This window comes from Psychroserpens luteus (assembly GCF_015319355.1).
GTDB lineage: Bacteria > Bacteroidota > Bacteroidia > Flavobacteriales > Flavobacteriaceae > Psychroserpens > Psychroserpens luteus.
Map to the genome: position 1 here is coordinate 399,958 of NZ_JADILU010000003.1, position 17,169 is coordinate 417,126.

Genomic DNA, 17,169 nt, shown 5'->3' on the forward strand with positions numbered 1-17,169 from the left:
AGACTTGGGTCATCATTACTTTTCTAATATAGTATGGTTTGCTTCTAGAGCTTTTTTTGTGGTTGTATAACCCAAATTGAAAATAGCATCAATGCTGTTCATATCAAAAGTGCCATAATTAATTAATTCTTCAGGAGAAATAACCAAATCACAGTCTGGAAATTTTAACATAGATTCTGAAGCGACTTTAATTTTATAGGCTCTTTCTACTACACTATAAGAATGTTTTAAATCTTTAATGCTAATTTTTTTTAAAGGATTAACGTATATCCCAATAATTTTGTCACAGTCTTTTTTTAAGGGTTCTACAGGGAAATTGTTTAAAGTACCACCATCGATGTAGAACTTTCCATTAATCTCGGTTGGTGTAAAAACACCTGGGAAAGAAGCAGAAGCTATAATGGGTTTTATAAGTTGTCCTTTTTTGAATATTTTTAATGTGCCATCAATGACATTTGCTGCAGTTATAAATAACGATTTTTCTAATACATTAAAATCATCTATAGGAAAATACACTTTAAGGTCATCATAAAATTTTTCTGAATTTATAAATCCAGGTTTATTGCGAGCATATCTAGTAGTTTGAAATATGGATATTGTTTTGAAGAAATTTAACATTTCAGACCAACTCACACCTGCTGCATATAAAGCACCAATAATGGCTCCTGCACTTGTTCCTGAAATGTGTGTGGGTGAAATGCCAAACTCTTCTAAAGCTTTTATGGCACCTATATGAGCTGCGCCTCGAGCTCCTCCACCAGAAAGTACTAATCCTGTATTCATCTATAAGTTGTATTGGTTAATACAAAAGTATTAAGTTACTTATGAATAAATAATGATTATTATCAGTTGATTACAAAACTGGGCTAAATACTTTTGCTATTCCTTCTTTTAAACGATCTGTTTTGGGTCTTTTAAGATGTTGTTGATAGTCCATTTGGCTACTTTTATTACAATCATTTAAAAAATCTTGTTTCAGTTCTTTGGTTATTTTGCTGTCGTAAATAAGCGCATTTACTTCATAATTTTGCTCAAAGCTTCTAATATCTAGATTAGCAGTACCAATGGAAGTTAAGGCATCATCAGAAATAATGACTTTACTATGTAAAAAACCATCTGGATATAAGTAGATTTTGACTCCTGATGCTAATAAATCTTCAAAGTAAGAACGCACATTCCATTTGACTAAAAAGCTATCTGAATTAGTCGATAGTAATACTCTAATATCAACGCCACTCATGGCTGCTACTTGTAATGCTTGTAGTATTGCTTCTCCAGGAATTATATATGGGTTCGTTATATAAACATATTGTTTTGCGCTATTAATTATTGAAAAATAAAGTTGTTGTATAGAAGAAAAATCAGAATCAGGACCACTAGCAACAATTTGCGCTACTGATTTTCCTAATGTTGAATGTTTTAATATGTATTTGGTGTTTAGTAGATTGTCTTTGCCACTTGCAAAACTCCAATCCATTGTAAAAACAGCTTGTAAGCTATTGACTATTGTACCTTTTAATTGCAGGTGCATATCGTACCATTTTCCTAAAACTGGATCGCCAGTTATATATTTGTCAGACACATTAATTCCGCCTGTAAAAGCCACAATACCATCAACAATAACAATTTTTCGATGGTTTCTGTAATTAATAGAAGAAAGTAGTCTACCTAGTTTCATTGGTAAAAAAGCATATACTTCTATGCCTTCTGCTTTAAGACTATTTATGTATGAGTTGCTTAATGTTCTGCTGCCTAAAGCATCATATAGAAAACGTACTTCGACACCTTTCTTTACTTTTTCTATTAATATGGTCTTAAATTTTTCGGCTAAATCACCTTCTTCAAAAATATAATACTGAATATGAATAAACTTTTCAGCCTTCTCTAAAGCTGCAAAAATAGCTTCAAAGGTCGCTTTTCCATTTTTTAATGGGATTAATTCGTTTCCTGTACTGGGTAAAAATTTGGATCCTTTTGTGATTAGTTTTGCCAACTTAATGTGCTCTTTAATCGCATTTGGAATAGTACTGTTTTTGGTGTTATCCAGTTTACTATAATAATCTTCGACATTTGCGTAATATTTCGAAATCTCTTTGGTCTTTTTAAGTGTATAAAATTTGTTTTTTCTTCTATTACGTCCAAGAATAAAATAAAAAAGCATGCCTCCAACAGGAACGGTAAAAATGGCCAGTAGCCATGCTAAGGTTTTAGTTGGTCTTACGCCATAAAGCAATAACCTTCCCATTAAAACAAATGCCAAAAGGAAATATAATATAATTGCTATTATCATAGTTTATTGTTTGTTGCTCGCAACGATTTCAAATTTAATGAGACCACCATCAATGGTTGCTTTTTTTAAAATACCCATGTCGTAATAGTAGATGTTTTCATTTTCCTTTGAGTTTACTTTTTTATAAGTATGATTTCCCATTGCAATTATGGTATTAAAACTACCATTTTGTTCTGAATAACAAGTATTAATGTTTACAGGTTCTTTAAAATACATCTGTACAGTAGAGTAGGAGATGGAATCATTTATGATGTTTTCATTCTTTCCATTTTTGACAACTTGATAACTGTCGTCCTCCCATTCTGTTACTGTTTTAGCATGTGGATTTTCATTTACAGTAATATTTACATTTGACTTCTCTAACAATTCAGCTTCAAAAGTGACGTCATATTTATAATTGACGCGAATATCTTTTATGATTTTGGTTTCGATTGTTGTAGAACTTTGATAATGGATTTTAGAATCTTTGATTGTTCTAGTCGCTTTTAGGCTTCCAATTACTTTGTTGTTACGTACGATATCAAAGTATATTTTTTCTTCTGAAGGATTTGAAACACTCCCTAAGTTCATAAAAAATATAATGAGTATTAAATTCTTAATCATAAAACTGAGATAATGAGTTTAACTAATAGTTTATGTCGCAAATTACCATTTTAAAATAGAAAAGAATGTGACTTATGTCATTTCGAGAAGTAACTTCTATTCATGATTTAAGTCCATTAATTTTTTGCATGAAATAAATTTAAACCCAGTGAAATCAGCTGCTTTTTTGAGATTCAATTAGTTGCAAAAGCAGATATTAATATTAAACCTGTTGTTTAATAATGAAAGTAGATATTTTCTTCGGAAAGAGATAAAGTATTTCAATAATTTAATAAGCATTAAGTCAGGTACCATAACTTATAAATTCCGTAGAAATTATTGTAATTAAAAAATCGAAAAACATGACCTAAGTCATTTCAGGAATTAACAACTATCTATAATTTTAACTTATTAATAATTGTTTAATAAATAATACAATAAATATGGAAACAATACAAGAACAAGAACAGATAACTCCAATGCCAAGAATAGGTGATGAAGCTCCAAAATTTAAAGCAGTAACGACTCAAGGAGATATTAATTTTCCAGATGATTACGCAGGAGAATGGGTGATTTTGTTTAGTCATCCAGCAGATTTCACACCTGTATGTACTTCAGAATTTATAACATTTGCTCATTTAGAAGAGAAGTTTAGTAAAGCCAACTGTAAATTAGTAGGACTATCTATTGATGGTTTATATAGCCACATTGCGTGGTTAAGAACCATTAAAGATAAAATTGAATTTAATGGAATGAAGAATGTTTCGGTTCAATTCCCTTTGATAGAAGATATATCAATGGAAGTAGCCAAGAAATATGGAATGATTCAACCTAATGAAAGCAAAACGCAAGCAGTAAGAGCTGTGTTTTTTATTGATCCAAAAGGGACTATTAGAGCTATAATTTACTATCCTTTAAGCTTAGGAAGAAATTTTGATGAGATTTATAGAGCTTTAATAGCTATGCAAACAGCAGATAAGTTTAATGTAGCAACACCAGCAGATTGGAATCCAGGTGACGATGTGATTGTATCTCCTGCAGGATCTTGTGGTGCAGCAGAAGCAAGAATGACTTCTACTGAAGGTTTGGACTGTAAAGATTGGTTTTTCTGTACTAAGACATTAGATAAAGATACCGTTTTAGATAAAATTCTTAAAAAATAATACTATTCTAATTTTATGAAACAATTATTAAAAAAAACAGTTTATTTGGCTCTACTATTACTGATTTTATCTTGTAATAAGTCAAAAAAAGAAAAAACGGATACAATTGAGAATGTTAATATCGAGGAGAATCACTTATATTCTATAGATACTGCTGGTGTTTCAGTTTTATGGACAGCCTATAAGTTTACAGAAAAACTTGGTGTTAGCGGTAAGTTTGAAGACTTTAAATTTTCAGGAGTAGATAAAGCTAAATCTATTGAAAATTTACTAAAACAGTCTAAAATATCAATTGCTACAGCATCTGTAAATTCTAACTCAGAAATAAGAGATCCAAAATTAAGAACTTCTTTTTTTAAAGTTTTTAATACCAATACTATAGAAGGTTCAGTTTTAGAAGCAAATCAAGGAAAAGGAATTGTTAGTTTAAAGATGAATAATATGACACATTCTTTAGATTACACATATGCATTTAAAAATGATACATTAGTAATGACTGCCAAAATTGATTTAAACACATGGAATGGACAAGAGGCAATGCAATCTTTAAACAAAGCATGCTATGAACTTCATACAGGAACCGATGGGATTTCAAAACTTTGGCCTGATGTAGATGTGGAAATAAAACTTCCAGTTAAAACAAGATAGCGTTTCAATTAGTATAAACTTAAATAGAAACAAAAAAGGAGGAGATGAAATGATTCGTCTCCTCCTTTTTTTAATTACATCAAAACTAAAGACAACATTTATATGTGGCTATAGCCTTTTTTTCTTTGATATGATTTAAGTCATTATAATTGAATGAGTGAAGACCTATTTTTGAAGAATGATTTTAAGTAAGTATTTTTTTATAAAACAGATGAAAAATAGGATCAGAGAATTTGAAAAGCCACGATTAATAGTATTATTAATCTTAATTATCACAATACTTTTCCCCCTTTTTGTAAAAGGGCAAGAACGTGAACTAAGTATGGCTCAGGCATTGGAATTGAGTTATCATAATAATGAACAGATTAAACGTTATTCTGAACGTGTAGAACAAAAAATATATGCAGACAAGGCTGCTAAAGGGAATTTTTTACCTTCTGTTAATCTTTTATTTGGTTATACCTATTTGAGTGAAAATATGGAGGTAAATACATCTCAGCTTAAAAGTTCTTTAGATGATTTGGGAGGTAAATATGGTGCAGCATTTGTGGAAGCTTATGGTGATCAAATAGGTTTATCTGGAATAACCTCAGAAACCGCTTATAGTACAATTGTGAATGCTTTAAGTCAACTTCCTGCATACAATGTTGTTATAGATAATCAACAAATACCAACAGCAGCAATTACTGCCACTCAGCCTATTTTTACAGGAGGAAAAATAATTGCTGGAAAAAAATATGCAAAAGCAGAATTAGAGACTGCTAACATAGAGTTAAAACAGATTAAAAATGAAATTGCGAACGAACTTATAGAACGTTATCTTAATGTGGTGCTTTTAAATCAAGTCGTTAAAACGCGCCAGCAAGTATATGAAGGAATGCTTAAACATAAAGAACAAGCAGCTCGTGCTATTCAGTTGGAGATTCTTCCCAAACATGTTTTATTGAGAGCTCAAGTAGCGGTTGCTAATGCAGAGAAAGACCTGAATAATGACTTGAATAAATTGCAATTGGCAAAAATGGCTTTACGAACGACTATGAATTTGCCCGATTCCGAAGCATTTCGAGTTATGGATAGTATTGCATATCATCATCTTTCCTTAGATCTTGATAGCCTTTTAAATACAGCTTATGTCCAGCAACCTGCTTTAGAATTAATTAATCAAAAAGAGATTATGGCAAAGCAATCTCATGCGATTGAGAAATCTAAATTCATGCCCAATATAGCTGCTTTTGGAACCTTTAATATGTTACGTGAAGACCTACCAATTATTCCTCCTAAGTTTATTGTTGGTGTACAGGCTCAGATTAATATTTTTAATGGATTTAAAGACATTAATAAGTTAAAGGCAAGTAAACATTTACAAAAAGAAGTGGAAAATGCGAAAAAATATGCCACACAACAGATTCACTTACTTGTTGAAAGTAACTATATCAATGCTCTTAATCAGCAAAAACTATACACTAGCCATATAACAACAGTCGATCTGGCTAAAGAAAATCTTAGAATTAACACACGACGTTTTGAAGAAGGTTTAGGCAAATCTATTGATGTAATAGATGCCTCACTATTGTATGAAAAATCAAAAGTGGAACAATTGGTGGCTTTAGATGGTTATTATAAAGCTATCGTTAATCTATATACAGCTATAGGAGAACCAGAAAAAATAATTCCAATAATTACTAGTAAATAAATATTAATATGAAAAAAGCATATATCACATTAGTAATTCCTGTAGTAATTATCTTGTTTTCAATTGTGTTTTTTATTGTTAAAGCAAGTACTCCTGAGCAGAAAATATATTCGGGTTTACTAGAAACTACAGAAGTAAATGTGTCTTCTGAAATTCCTGGAAGGGTCAATAGCATATTAATAGAAAAAGGAAATACTGTAGAAAAAGGACAGGTTTTAGCAACCTTAGAACCAGATGTGCTTGATGCAAAGAAAAACCAAGCAGAAGGTATGGTTAAAGCTGCGCGTTCTTTGGTTGATAAAGCAGAATTTGGTGCTAGAAAAGAAGAGATCAGTGCTCTTGAAAACCAATATCAAATGGCTAAAAGCCAGTATGGTTTTGCAGAAAAAACCTATAAAAGATTCCAAGCCCTTTATGCAGATAGTATCATATCTAAACAAGAAATGGACGAGCTTCAGTTTAAGTATGATGCAGCTAAAGAGCAAATGAATGCAGCCAAATCTTTTTGGGAAATGGCTAAAAATGGTGCTAGAAAAGAAGATGTTAGTGCAGCATACGGAAGTTATGAAAGTGCTAAAGGTGCTTATAACGAAGTAGAAACGTATTACGATGAATTACAAATTATCGCTCCAATTTCTGGAATTGTAAGTAATCAAATTGCTGAAGAAGGCGAGGTGATGTCAGCAGGATATCCCATTTTAACCATACAACGACCAGAAAAAATCTATGCAATATTTAACGTCAGAGAAGATGATTTGGTAGATTTTAAAATGGATAATCTGTATAAAGCAAAAGTACCAGGTTTAGGCAATGATGAGGTTAATTTTAAAGTTACTTATATAGCGCCTATGGCAGATTTTGCGACTTGGGTACCAGTAAAAGCTAAAGGAGAATATGAACTCAAAACATTTGAGATTCACTTAAAACCTCAAGAACGTATTAAAGACTTACGTCCAGGTATGTCTATCCAGATTTACAAATAAATATAGATGTTTAAAAATTGGCCTATATATCAAGTTTTTAAAAAGGAAATGCTAAGATTAGCACGACAGAAATCAATAAGAAATCTGTTTGTTCTGATTCCTTTAGTTGTGTTTTTTTTATTAGGTTCAATTTATTACAAAGGTTCTCTTAGAGAAGTTTCTGTTGCAGTTTATGATAATGACAATAGTACATTGAGTCGCACTTATATTCGTTTTTTGGAGTCTTCTCCTTATCTAAATGTAACCCATTATTTGTCGTCTAAAGATGCTATTGAAAGTGCTTTTATAAAGAACGAAGTTCAAGGCGTATTTTATATCCCAAAAGATTTTCATAAAGACATACTTAAAAGTGTACCTGTTCAAGTAAAAATATATACTAATTCTACCAATATTGTTTTTGGTAATCTTTTGTATAAATCTGCATTAGAAGTAACACAAGCAGTTAGTGGAGCAGTAGTGATAAAAAAAATAGCACCATTGGGAATTAATCCTGCTAAAATTATGGGAACAGTACTCCCTATTAAAATAAACACAAGAGTTTTAGGGAATCCTCAATACAATTATGTCTATTATTTATTACCAGGTTTAACAACGGTTTTACTGCAAATGATTATTTTTTTAGCAGCATCAAGAGCTTTTAATAATGAATGGAAAGCAGAAACTTACAGCCAGTTGTATACAACCTCAAAAGGAAATATTTTATCCATAATATTGGGTAAGTATTTTGCGTTTTTGGTATATGGATTAGGATTAAGCGGATTAATATTCGCAATAGTTTTTCCTGTTTTTGGAATTCCTATTTATGGAAATATCATACACTTATTGTCTCTATTAGTTCTTTTTATAAGCGTTAATATTTTACTTGGTTTTGGATTATCATTGATTGTTAAAAATGAAATTATAGCACTTGATATTGCAATATTCTATAATTCGCCAGCATTTGTGTTTAGTGGTTTTACATTTCCTATTTGGGCAATGCCTTGGTTTAATATCATGTATGCACAAGCAATACCATATACTCATTTTTTGACAGCGTTTCTTAAAATCTATCAATTAGACACACCTTTATCTTTTATTTGGCCAGAGGTTTGGAAATTGATGTTATTTCTAATAGTAGGGGTTTTATTGATTGTTACAGGTCTTATTATTAATAGGAAACACATTTTTATAACTCCAAAATTAGCTAAAGTATGAACCTAAGCGTTATTTGGAAATTATTTAAAAAAGAAGCTGAACTTGTACAAAATGACCATAGTGTTTTGTTGGCTTTGTTAGTAGCTCCCTTACTTTATTTTTTATTGATGGGATCTACTTATATAAATAAAGATGAAGAACAAGTAAGTGTTGGAATTGTAGATTTAGATCAAACAAAAAGTAGTAAGGCATTTCTAAACAAGGTTAATGCAACACAAAAAATAGCCATCACCAAAACCTATACGAATTTTTTAGAAGCTAAATGTGGCTTGAATGAATTCGAAATACAAGGAATTATAAATATTCCTAATGGTTTTGAGAAAAAATTAAAGAAAAATGAAAGTTCTCCAATTGGTTTAATATTAATCAATACAAAGTTTTTATCATCAAACGATATCAATAAGGCAGTAAATCTAGTTGCAATAGATTATGCTTTAGAAGCACGCCAAAAATTCTTTGAGTCTAAAGGCATAAATCCTTCTTTCGCAAAACAAAAGGCAAATCCTATAACAGCTCAAGTTAATGCAGTTTATAATCCTACCAATAATTATGGTAATTTTTTATTACCTGCATTACTAATATTGATTTTACATCAAACCTTACTTATTGGTTTGTCTGAAAGTGTGTCATCTGACCGTAAAAACGGATTGATGACCATCGGTTTTGAAGAGAGCAAAAACAATGTTATCAATTATATATTTGGAAAAACAGGATTCTATTTAATATTATATACAGCTTATATGTTGCTGACCTATTTTGTGGTCTTTCCTTTTTTTGATTTGCCTATTAAAGGAAGCATCTTTTCGTTAATTATAGTCTCAATACTGTTCTTATTTACAACACTTTTATATGGATGGTTTGTGACTTCATTTTTTAAATCGCAAGTAAGAGCTATGGAAGTCATGGCATTTACATCATATCCTATTTTTTTAATCACAGGAATTACTTGGTCTGTAAGTGAAATGCCTCTTTTTTTGCAGTTCATCTCTAATCTTATTCCTTTAAAACCTTTTTTTACTTTTCTAAAGAAAGTAACTATTATGGGAGTTGACAGTAATTTGTACTACGAAGAGATCATTCATCTACTAATTTTATTATTAATAGGATATATAGCTACTTTCTTAAGATTAAATTATTTAAAAAAGCAGAGAATGACGTTAAAATCAGTTATAAAATAATTAGAGTAATTGGTGTTTGGAAGGATTAAAGTGTTTTAGCAAATAGAAAAAAAAAGGAGGAGATGAAATGATTCATCTCCTCCTTTTTCATAGATGTTGTGATTAAGCAATCTCTACTTTTTTAGGTTTATGATTTTTAGATTCCTCTTTTTTAACAAGATTAAAACTAAGAACACCATCTTTGTATTTGGCTTTAATGTCTTCTTCTTTTACTGAATCTGGAAGTTGTAGTCTTTTCTCAAACGAATTGTAACTAAATTCTTGACGTGTGTAGTTATCGTCTTTTTCTTCTTTAGAATTTGAACTTTCAGCCGAAATATTTAGGCAACCATTATCAATTGAGACATCAAAGTCTTTTTTCGCAAAGCCAGGAGCTGCTAATTCAACTTCAAATGCATCTTTTGTTTCTTTAATGTTTAATGCAGGTTCATCGAGTTTCTTGTTCCATAAGCGGTTGTCGAAAAAATCGTTGTTTTCAAAAAAATCTGATGTAATAAGATTTTCTAAAGGGCTTCTTTTAAATTTTACTAGTGACATAATTTTAAGATTTAAATTAAACAATAATTATAGTGCTAAATTATATCTAAAACAGAGTTCATCAAATGACTTAGATCAGTGGAATGATCTAATTATGAATGCTTAATGATTTTTTTGTTATTTTGAATGGATTAATTGAAATAGATAATTTAATTATAAATGTCTTTCTATGCTGTATTAAATATTTAATCATGAATAAATGGAAATCTAACTATAACATTAATAATCTAACTTTGTTTGAGTAGAGGTGCATTGGGAAAGATTCTTGGTTTAATTCAAAAATAATCTAGATGTTTTTTACGACATATTTATGTTAATATTAGCTATTGCCTTGTTATTTTTGAAAAATAACTTTCTGTATTATCGAAAAGTAACACAATAAGCATGCTCTATTATATGAGCTATAATGTATATTTACAAAAAAAATGATTCTAACAGATTTGAAATTATTGATAGGTTATTTTTTAGTCGTCATTAATATAAAGTTATTCTCTACATAACTTATTCTCATCAATAAAATATTTATAAAAATAATAAATGGATTTTACTAACCCTTTAGTTTACGGAGTTCCATGTTTTTTAGGTTTTATAGCCATAGAGCTTTCTTACAGTAAAACTTTAGATGATAAGGAACTATATAATTGGAAAGATTTAGCATCAAGTCTATCGCTTGGTATAGGTTCTGCAATACTTGGTGCGCTTATTAAAACAGTCTCTGTAATTTTTGTGCTTAATTTTGCTTATGACATTTTCAATCCAATGGTAAATGGCATTCGTACAAATATCATGGGTTATGAATCTTTTGGTTATGCTTGGTATATTTGGGTGATATGTATGCTTTTAGATGATTTTACTTATTATTGGTTCCATCGTCAAAATCATATGGTTAGGTTACTATGGGCAGCACATATTGTGCATCATTCTTCAGATAATTTTAATTTGGGTACTGCTGTTCGTAACGGTTGGTTTACTATTTTTTATAAGCCCTTTTTTTATGTTTGGATTGTAATTATTGGTTTTCCACCAGAAATGCTAGTTGTGTGTTTAGGTATTGAAGCCTTATGGCAATTTCAGCTACATACAAAGTATATTAAAAAAATGGGTTTTATAGAGAAGTTTCTTAATACACATACCATGCACCAAGTTCATCATGCTCGTAATATTGAATACATGGATAAAAACCACGGTGGTTTTCTCAATATATTTGATAGAGTCTTTGGTACCTGGAAAGAACTTGATGATTCTATTGCTATAGAATACGGAGTTTCCGTACCACCAAATTCATATAATATATTTGTTATTTTAACACACGAATACAAGAATATTTGGGAGGACATGAAGAAATCTAACAATTGGTATCACAAGTTTATGTATGTTTTTGGTCCTCCTGGTTGGAGTCATGATGGTAGTACATTGACAATAAAACAAATTAGGTTGGAGCTTGCAAATGCTTCTAAGGTTTAAAAATTTAAAGTCTCTTAATCCTAAATAGATCAGATTAATTCATTTTATAAAGATTAGAAATCTACTTTTTAAAATGATTTTTTTTCTTGTTTAAGATAATTTCCGAAGTATTTAAGTTAATATTTTATATGTCTAACAATTAGCTTTGCAGAGTAAAATTTAACCAGTTTTTATTCAAAAGTTACTATATGAAGCAACTTAAACTTAATCAGTCATCACTTTCAATTTTTATAATTACTGTGTTTACAATTGTTAATTGTAATTCCCAAGCATACACAAAACAAGAGTTGCAAGATTCTTTGGCAAAAACACCATACTTTTCAATATATAAGGACAATTACTTTATTACAGGTGTACCTACTAATAAAAAGATTGAAAGCACTTCAGCAAATGCCAAATACCAAATTAGTTTTAAGCAGATTCTTACAAGAAGCAAGCTACCTTTAGACACTTATATATATTTGACATATACTCAAAAAGCATTTTGGAATATTTATGAAGGCTCGTTTCCTTTTAAGGATATTAATTTTAATCCATCAATAGCCATAGGTAAAGTAATTTATGATAAACAAGAACGTTTAAAAGGATTGGCAACACTATCATTGGAGCATGAATCTAATGGTAGAGATAGTATTGCTTCTAGAAGTTGGAATCGTATAAGTTTTGAATATACAACCAACATACTTAAAAATACTGTTGCAACTTTTAAAGTTTGGGCGCCATTTGCTTACAAAGATGGTAATCCAGATCTTTTAGAATATACAGGTTTGGGAGAAATCAATGTGACGCACACCTTAATACCAGACAAAATAATGTTTGATCTAAACTTGAGAAAAGGACTCAATTTTGAAGGAAAAGGTTCTGTACAATCACGTGTTTATTATAATCCGTTTAATAATAACATATCCAATCAATACCTTATGTTAGAGTGGTTTGTGGGACAAGGAGAGGGCTTGCTCAACTACCAGCAATCCAATAGTATGATCAGACTAGGCTATGTTATTAAAACAGATGAGTTTAGATGGTTTAGGGGAAAATAATTTAATAACGTTTTAATGTTTTTTCAATTTATACCTTACTATAAATTTTTTAAATAATAAATAGGTTTGAGAAGGTGTTTTACAAAATAGACATCAGAATTTTCGACTAACACTTAAAAATTTCCTGATGCCTAAATGTAAATAATGGTTGTTTTATAAATAGAATGAGTTCAATTAAATTCACATTTAACTATTGTGCGCTCCAACCTCCATCTAAAACAAATGATGATCCTGTTATCGTTGTAGAGCTATCTTTTGCAAGAAGAATTGCCATATCTGCAATAGCTTCTAGAGGTACAAATTGTTTTACAGCTTGTTTTTTTAGCATTACTTTTTCTACAACTTCATCTTCGGTCATATGATGTACTTTAGCTTGATCTTTTATTTGACCTTCAACTAAAGGTGTTTTTACATAACCAGGACAAATAGCATTACACGTTATATTGAAGGGTGCGCCTTCTAAGGCTAATACTTTGGTCATGCCAATTACACCATGTTTTGCAGTAACGTAAGCCGATTTAAATTCTGATGCTCTTATACCATGAACAGAAGACACATTAATGATTCTTCCGAATTTTTGTTTTTTCATTTGTTTCCAAACCGCTTTAGAGGCATAAAAAACAGCGTTCATGTTTATTGCTATTATGTTTTCGTACTTACTATTTGGGAATTCTTCAATTGGTGAAACAAATTGTATACCTGCATTATTTACTAAAACATGCAGTTCTCCAAATATTTTAATAGTTTCATTTACTAATCCTTCAATAGCTTCAGATTGTAATAAATTGGCATTAGAAAAAGCAACTTTCACATTGTATTTTTCGCCTATTTGATTTGCTATTTCCGCTCCATCGGTTTCTAAGCCATGAAACATAATGTTATAACCAGCTTCGGCAAATTGACGTGCAATGCCTAAACCAATTCCGCTTGTGCTTCCCGTAATAAGAACTGTTTTATTCATGCTTTAAAAATTTTTCTAGTTCTATATTAAATGCTTCTGGTTGGTCTATTACAACACCATGTCTTGAGTTTTTAATAACAACTAAAGTGGCATTAGATAATTTTTTGACATAATTTTCCTTGAACGAAACTGGTGTATAATCCATATCTGATGCAACAACAAGGGTTCTGGTTTTTATATCTTTTATTCTATCTCCTAAACCCCAATCCATTAAGGTTACAAAAGATTTGAAGTATGCATTGTAATCATTCTTTTTGCATCGTTCTTCAAATTTGTTTCGCATATCTATTTGATGTGCTTCAGGGAACATATTAAATGAAATTTCTTTAGCCAACGTTTCTATTCCTTTTGTTTCTAGAAATTCTGTTCGATTCCTTAAAAGATCTTCACCTATTTTACCCATATCATTAAAATCTGGACCACTATTTACAATCACTAGATTTTCTAAGTATTCAGGATGTTTCGAAGCCATTTCAAAAGCTATAGCTCCACCCATAGAAAAACCAACAAGTGTTGCCTTTTTTATATTGAGTTGGTCTAATAGCTGTTTTACATCTTCAGTCATTAATTCTACACCATAATCATTTAATGGTATTGTAGAATCTCCATGACCTCTTAAGTCTAAAGTGATAACACGATGTGTTTTAGAAAAGAAAGGGACTTGTGCGTCCCAATCTTTTTTTGTTGATCCTAATCCATGAAGTAATAGAAGTACGTTTCCTTTTCCATAATCTTCATAGTCAAGTTCTATAGTATTAACTTGTATTTTTGACATGGTTTAGAAACTTAATTATTACTTGATGATTTCTTTTTGAAGAAATTCATTTTATATTTTAATTCGAAAGAAACTAGTGTTTCAATAACTGGAGAAGCAACAAACTCTCTAATTTTTGCATTAAATAAATTTGTAATACTTAAACCTAAAGAAAGATTATCATTAAAGTTGTAACCTGCATTTGCATCTACAGTAAAACCTCCTAATTGTCCATAGTTCCAAGTTCTTCCTACTTGTGCATTTTCAACAATTTCATTTACACCATCACCATCTTGATCTTGTGTCTCTGCAGCAACATTTATACCAGAGAAGAAATCATATTTTTGAACATATCTACCATACATAGCACCATAAAATTTACCTTTATTGTAGTGAACTCCTAAACTAAATTTGTGATTTGGTGTATTTATAGGTAATTCACTTTCTAAAACCTGACCATCTAAATTTCCGTCATTAGCAAGATCATTTTTATCTAAATCACGACCAAAATATGAGTAGTTAAAAGTAGATCTAAAATTATCATTGAAATAATAATTTAATCCTACATCAATTCCGTAAGTGTCCACATGACCAAAGTTTAAATAAGTTAATACAAAAGAACCAGTAGAGCCTTCTATGACATCTCCAATTGGCTGGTCGCCAATATGAGTTACATTATTACCATTTGCAGCATCTGCAATATTACGTAACGGACTAATAAAATTATCAGACTGGTTGTAGTATGCATTCGTATCTATAAATAATTTATCAGACAGTTTTCCTTTGTATCCTATTTCATATGAATTGATAGTTTCTACATCTAATTTTTGAATTTTAGTGCCATCTGTTAATGTAAATCCTTCACCATTACCTAAAACTAATCCTCCAAATAAGTTTCCTTTAAGGTTTAAAATAGATGGTACTGCAATACCTTTTCCGTAGGTAATTCTAAAAGTACCATTTTTTAATTTTTTAGTTATTGCAGCTTTTGGGATAAAGTTAGAACCATATAATTGATGATTATCAATTCTTCCTCCTAACAAAAATCCCCAACCAGAATCTGTTGTTTTATACTCTAATTGTGTGTAAACTCCAGTTTGATCTAAATCTATTCCGCCTTCATCTAATAGATAAGTACCTCTTGAGTCTGCCATGTCTAATTGATATTGTGCACCAGCAGTTAAATAGAATTTATCCCAATTGTTATTGTATTGTGCTTCTGCATTAAAACGTTTAGAAGCGTCTTTAAAAACTGCGCCACGATCTAGTGCAACTCCTTCACCAAAATTAGTACCTGTTTGAAACCATTGTTCTGTAAATGAGCGTTCACGAGCTTCCGCATCTGTAAAACCATTATCTATAAATGATACATAATTTTGTGTACGTTGATTCATAGCATAAGTTTCATCTGTTTTACTCCATGTGTAATAAGTATTAGCGAAAAAGTGTTTAGACACAAGTTTTATTTGTGCAACATCGATACTCCAATCTTTTATTTGGTTACGTCCAGCATTTGTAACACCAATGTTATTACTGTTACTATGTCCATAATATCCTGATAATTCAGAGCTACTGGTTGGCTTATAAAATAATGTAGCACCATATTTTTGACTATCAAAATCACGATCTAAATCGAGTTCTTTATATGCTGTTGTGCCAACGTAAACACTATCTACATAATCAAATTCTGTTCCTTGAGATCTTTCAAAATGAACTTTATAAGAAAACTTATCATTAATAACTTGTGCGTGTCTTACTCTTGCAGTTAAGACACTTTGATTTCCTCCACCAACAGCAATCGTTGTACCTTCAGATTGTCTTGGGTTTTTAGTTATGGTGCTAACAAGTCCATTGTGTGCATTAGGACCATATAGTGTTCCGTTTGGACCTAGAAGTATTTCTACACGAGAAATATCATCTTTGGTTACTGTAGAAAAAGAACCCAATGGTAATCCTGTTGCGATTAGTGTAGATAATCTATCATCTGTCACTTGTAAGTTTTTAGAATTAAAGGCTGAGTTAAATCCTCTAATATTGATTCCTGTTCCTAAAACACCACTTCTTACAAAATCAACACCTTTTTGTCTTGCTGCTAATTCACCAATATTAAAACTTGGAAACTCTGCTATATCTCTAGCACTAATAACATTGACTGTAGCTGGTACATCTGTGATTTTTTGAGGTTGCTTATTTGCTGTTAAAATGACTTCATCTAATACCGTATCAGATCCTTTTAATGAAGAATTTAATTCCGTAGTATTTCCAGAAGTTACTGTAATGCTTTGATCATGAGATTCATATCCAATAAAAGAGATAGTCACATCATAGGTACCTACTTCTATATTCTCAATGGTGAAATTACCATCAAAATCGGTCATGGCACCTTTGTTTAAGACTTTTATAGATACCGATGCTCCGGCTAAAGGCATTCCATTTGCATCTGTAATCAATCCTTTGATTGTTCCTGTCTCTTGAGCATTGACAATAAAAGAACTAATGAGGGTAAGTAATAATAATAGTTTTTTCATAATACAAAAATGTTGATTAAATTAGTTTAGTTGGCAATCTATCATGAAAAAGAAAATAAACTAGATCAAAAGCATAAGGTTCTATGTGTGACTTTTTTAGTTTTTGTTGAAATTTTTATAATTATTGTAGTAAAAGTGTGATTTCTTCGGAAAA

General features: G+C 30.6%; 15 protein-coding genes. 8 read left to right on the forward strand and 7 right to left on the reverse strand.

Annotated features, from left to right (window positions below; translation table 11 throughout):
- Nucleotides 1–15: 15 nt before the first annotated feature.
- The 3 genes from IM744_RS08820 to IM744_RS08830 all read right to left on the reverse strand — a co-directional run bounded on the left by IM744_RS08820 (nucleotide 16) and on the right by IM744_RS08830 (nucleotide 2,893).
- Nucleotides 16–783, reverse strand: a complete 768-nt coding sequence (locus IM744_RS08820; protein WP_194507759.1) for a patatin-like phospholipase family protein — start codon at nucleotides 781–783, stop codon at nucleotides 16–18.
- A gap of 70 nt (nucleotides 784–853) precedes the next feature.
- Complete coding sequence (cls, locus tag IM744_RS08825; RefSeq protein WP_194507760.1) at nucleotides 854–2,290, reverse strand: cardiolipin synthase; 1,437 nt, start codon at nucleotides 2,288–2,290, stop codon at nucleotides 854–856.
- 3 nt (nucleotides 2,291–2,293) lie between these two features.
- Nucleotides 2,294–2,893, reverse strand: coding sequence for a DUF6134 family protein (locus IM744_RS08830; protein WP_194507761.1), 600 nt, complete (start codon nucleotides 2,891–2,893; stop codon nucleotides 2,294–2,296).
- A 422-nt stretch (nucleotides 2,894–3,315) separates the two neighbouring features.
- Here IM744_RS08830 and IM744_RS08835 point away from each other — a divergent pair, with 422 nt between their 5' ends.
- From IM744_RS08835 to IM744_RS08860, 6 genes are all read left to right on the forward strand, one after another.
- The gene (locus IM744_RS08835; RefSeq protein ID WP_194507762.1) at nucleotides 3,316–4,035 is read left to right on the forward strand and encodes a peroxiredoxin; all 720 of its coding nucleotides are present in this window, start codon (nucleotides 3,316–3,318) and stop codon (nucleotides 4,033–4,035) included.
- Nucleotides 4,036–4,050: 15 nt separating this feature from the next.
- Nucleotides 4,051–4,683, forward strand: a complete 633-nt coding sequence (locus IM744_RS08840; RefSeq protein WP_194507763.1) for a YceI family protein — start codon at nucleotides 4,051–4,053, stop codon at nucleotides 4,681–4,683.
- A 211-nt stretch (nucleotides 4,684–4,894) separates the two neighbouring features.
- Nucleotides 4,895–6,376 (forward strand): TolC family protein, encoded by a 1,482-nt coding sequence (locus IM744_RS08845; RefSeq protein ID WP_194507764.1) that lies wholly within the window; start codon nucleotides 4,895–4,897, stop codon nucleotides 6,374–6,376.
- 8 nt (nucleotides 6,377–6,384) lie between these two features.
- Nucleotides 6,385–7,359, forward strand: coding sequence for an HlyD family secretion protein (locus tag IM744_RS08850; RefSeq protein WP_194507765.1), 975 nt, complete (start codon nucleotides 6,385–6,387; stop codon nucleotides 7,357–7,359).
- Between the two features lie 6 nt (nucleotides 7,360–7,365).
- Nucleotides 7,366–8,553 (forward strand): ABC transporter permease, encoded by a 1,188-nt coding sequence (locus IM744_RS08855; protein WP_194507766.1) that lies wholly within the window; start codon nucleotides 7,366–7,368, stop codon nucleotides 8,551–8,553.
- Nucleotides 8,550–9,731, forward strand: coding sequence for an ABC transporter permease (locus tag IM744_RS08860; protein WP_194507767.1), 1,182 nt, complete (start codon nucleotides 8,550–8,552; stop codon nucleotides 9,729–9,731). Before IM744_RS08855 ends, IM744_RS08860 begins: the two co-directional genes overlap by 4 nt.
- 102 nt (nucleotides 9,732–9,833) lie before the next feature.
- Here IM744_RS08860 and IM744_RS08865 read toward each other — a convergent pair whose 3' ends face one another.
- Nucleotides 9,834–10,268 (reverse strand): Hsp20/alpha crystallin family protein, encoded by a 435-nt coding sequence (locus IM744_RS08865; protein WP_194507768.1) that lies wholly within the window; start codon nucleotides 10,266–10,268, stop codon nucleotides 9,834–9,836.
- A 537-nt stretch (nucleotides 10,269–10,805) separates the two neighbouring features.
- On the opposite strand from IM744_RS08865, the gene IM744_RS08870 reads away from it, so the two are divergent.
- Nucleotides 10,806–11,732 (forward strand): sterol desaturase family protein, encoded by a 927-nt coding sequence (locus IM744_RS08870; protein ID WP_194507769.1) that lies wholly within the window; start codon nucleotides 10,806–10,808, stop codon nucleotides 11,730–11,732.
- A gap of 188 nt (nucleotides 11,733–11,920) precedes the next feature.
- Nucleotides 11,921–12,772, forward strand: coding sequence for a phospholipase A (locus tag IM744_RS08875; RefSeq protein ID WP_194507770.1), 852 nt, complete (start codon nucleotides 11,921–11,923; stop codon nucleotides 12,770–12,772).
- 190 nt (nucleotides 12,773–12,962) lie between these two features.
- Here the strand turns inward: IM744_RS08875 and IM744_RS08880 are convergent, their stop codons facing one another.
- From IM744_RS08880 to IM744_RS08890, 3 genes are read right to left on the reverse strand one after another with little or no spacing between them, the layout of a single operon-like run.
- Nucleotides 12,963–13,733, reverse strand: coding sequence for a 3-hydroxybutyrate dehydrogenase (locus IM744_RS08880; RefSeq protein ID WP_194507771.1), 771 nt, complete (start codon nucleotides 13,731–13,733; stop codon nucleotides 12,963–12,965).
- Nucleotides 13,726–14,508 (reverse strand): alpha/beta fold hydrolase, encoded by a 783-nt coding sequence (locus IM744_RS08885; protein ID WP_194507772.1) that lies wholly within the window; start codon nucleotides 14,506–14,508, stop codon nucleotides 13,726–13,728. Before IM744_RS08885 ends, IM744_RS08880 begins: the two co-directional genes overlap by 8 nt.
- A gap of 11 nt (nucleotides 14,509–14,519) precedes the next feature.
- A complete protein-coding gene (locus IM744_RS08890) occupies nucleotides 14,520–17,015 on the reverse strand; it encodes a TonB-dependent receptor (protein ID WP_194507773.1) in 2,496 nt (831 codons plus the stop codon).
- Nucleotides 17,016–17,169: the final 154 nt, after the last annotated feature.

What these genes read in the sequence shown, in the direction of transcription:
- IM744_RS08875 (WP_194507770.1), top strand. Translation starts at nt 11,921, where the DNA reads ATGAAGCAACTTAAACTTAATCAGTCATCACTTTCAATTTTTATAATT.
- IM744_RS08845 (WP_194507764.1), top strand. Translation starts at nt 4,895, where the DNA reads ATGAAAAATAGGATCAGAGAATTTGAAAAGCCACGATTAATAGTATTA.
- IM744_RS08860 (WP_194507767.1), top strand. Translation starts at nt 8,550, where the DNA reads ATGAACCTAAGCGTTATTTGGAAATTATTTAAAAAAGAAGCTGAACTT.
- IM744_RS08890 (WP_194507773.1), bottom strand. Translation starts at nt 17,015, where the DNA reads ATGAAAAAACTATTATTATTACTTACCCTCATTAGTTCTTTTATTGTC.
- IM744_RS08870 (WP_194507769.1), top strand. Translation starts at nt 10,806, where the DNA reads ATGGATTTTACTAACCCTTTAGTTTACGGAGTTCCATGTTTTTTAGGT.
- cls (WP_194507760.1), bottom strand. Translation starts at nt 2,290, where the DNA reads ATGATAATAGCAATTATATTATATTTCCTTTTGGCATTTGTTTTAATG.
- IM744_RS08880 (WP_194507771.1), bottom strand. Translation starts at nt 13,733, where the DNA reads ATGAATAAAACAGTTCTTATTACGGGAAGCACAAGCGGAATTGGTTTA.
- IM744_RS08850 (WP_194507765.1), top strand. Translation starts at nt 6,385, where the DNA reads ATGAAAAAAGCATATATCACATTAGTAATTCCTGTAGTAATTATCTTG.
- IM744_RS08840 (WP_194507763.1), top strand. Translation starts at nt 4,051, where the DNA reads ATGAAACAATTATTAAAAAAAACAGTTTATTTGGCTCTACTATTACTG.
- IM744_RS08885 (WP_194507772.1), bottom strand. Translation starts at nt 14,508, where the DNA reads ATGTCAAAAATACAAGTTAATACTATAGAACTTGACTATGAAGATTAT.
- IM744_RS08820 (WP_194507759.1), bottom strand. Translation starts at nt 783, where the DNA reads ATGAATACAGGATTAGTACTTTCTGGTGGAGGAGCTCGAGGCGCAGCT.
- IM744_RS08855 (WP_194507766.1), top strand. Translation starts at nt 7,366, where the DNA reads ATGTTTAAAAATTGGCCTATATATCAAGTTTTTAAAAAGGAAATGCTA.
- IM744_RS08865 (WP_194507768.1), bottom strand. Translation starts at nt 10,268, where the DNA reads ATGTCACTAGTAAAATTTAAAAGAAGCCCTTTAGAAAATCTTATTACA.
- IM744_RS08835 (WP_194507762.1), top strand. Translation starts at nt 3,316, where the DNA reads ATGGAAACAATACAAGAACAAGAACAGATAACTCCAATGCCAAGAATA.
- IM744_RS08830 (WP_194507761.1), bottom strand. Translation starts at nt 2,893, where the DNA reads ATGATTAAGAATTTAATACTCATTATATTTTTTATGAACTTAGGGAGT.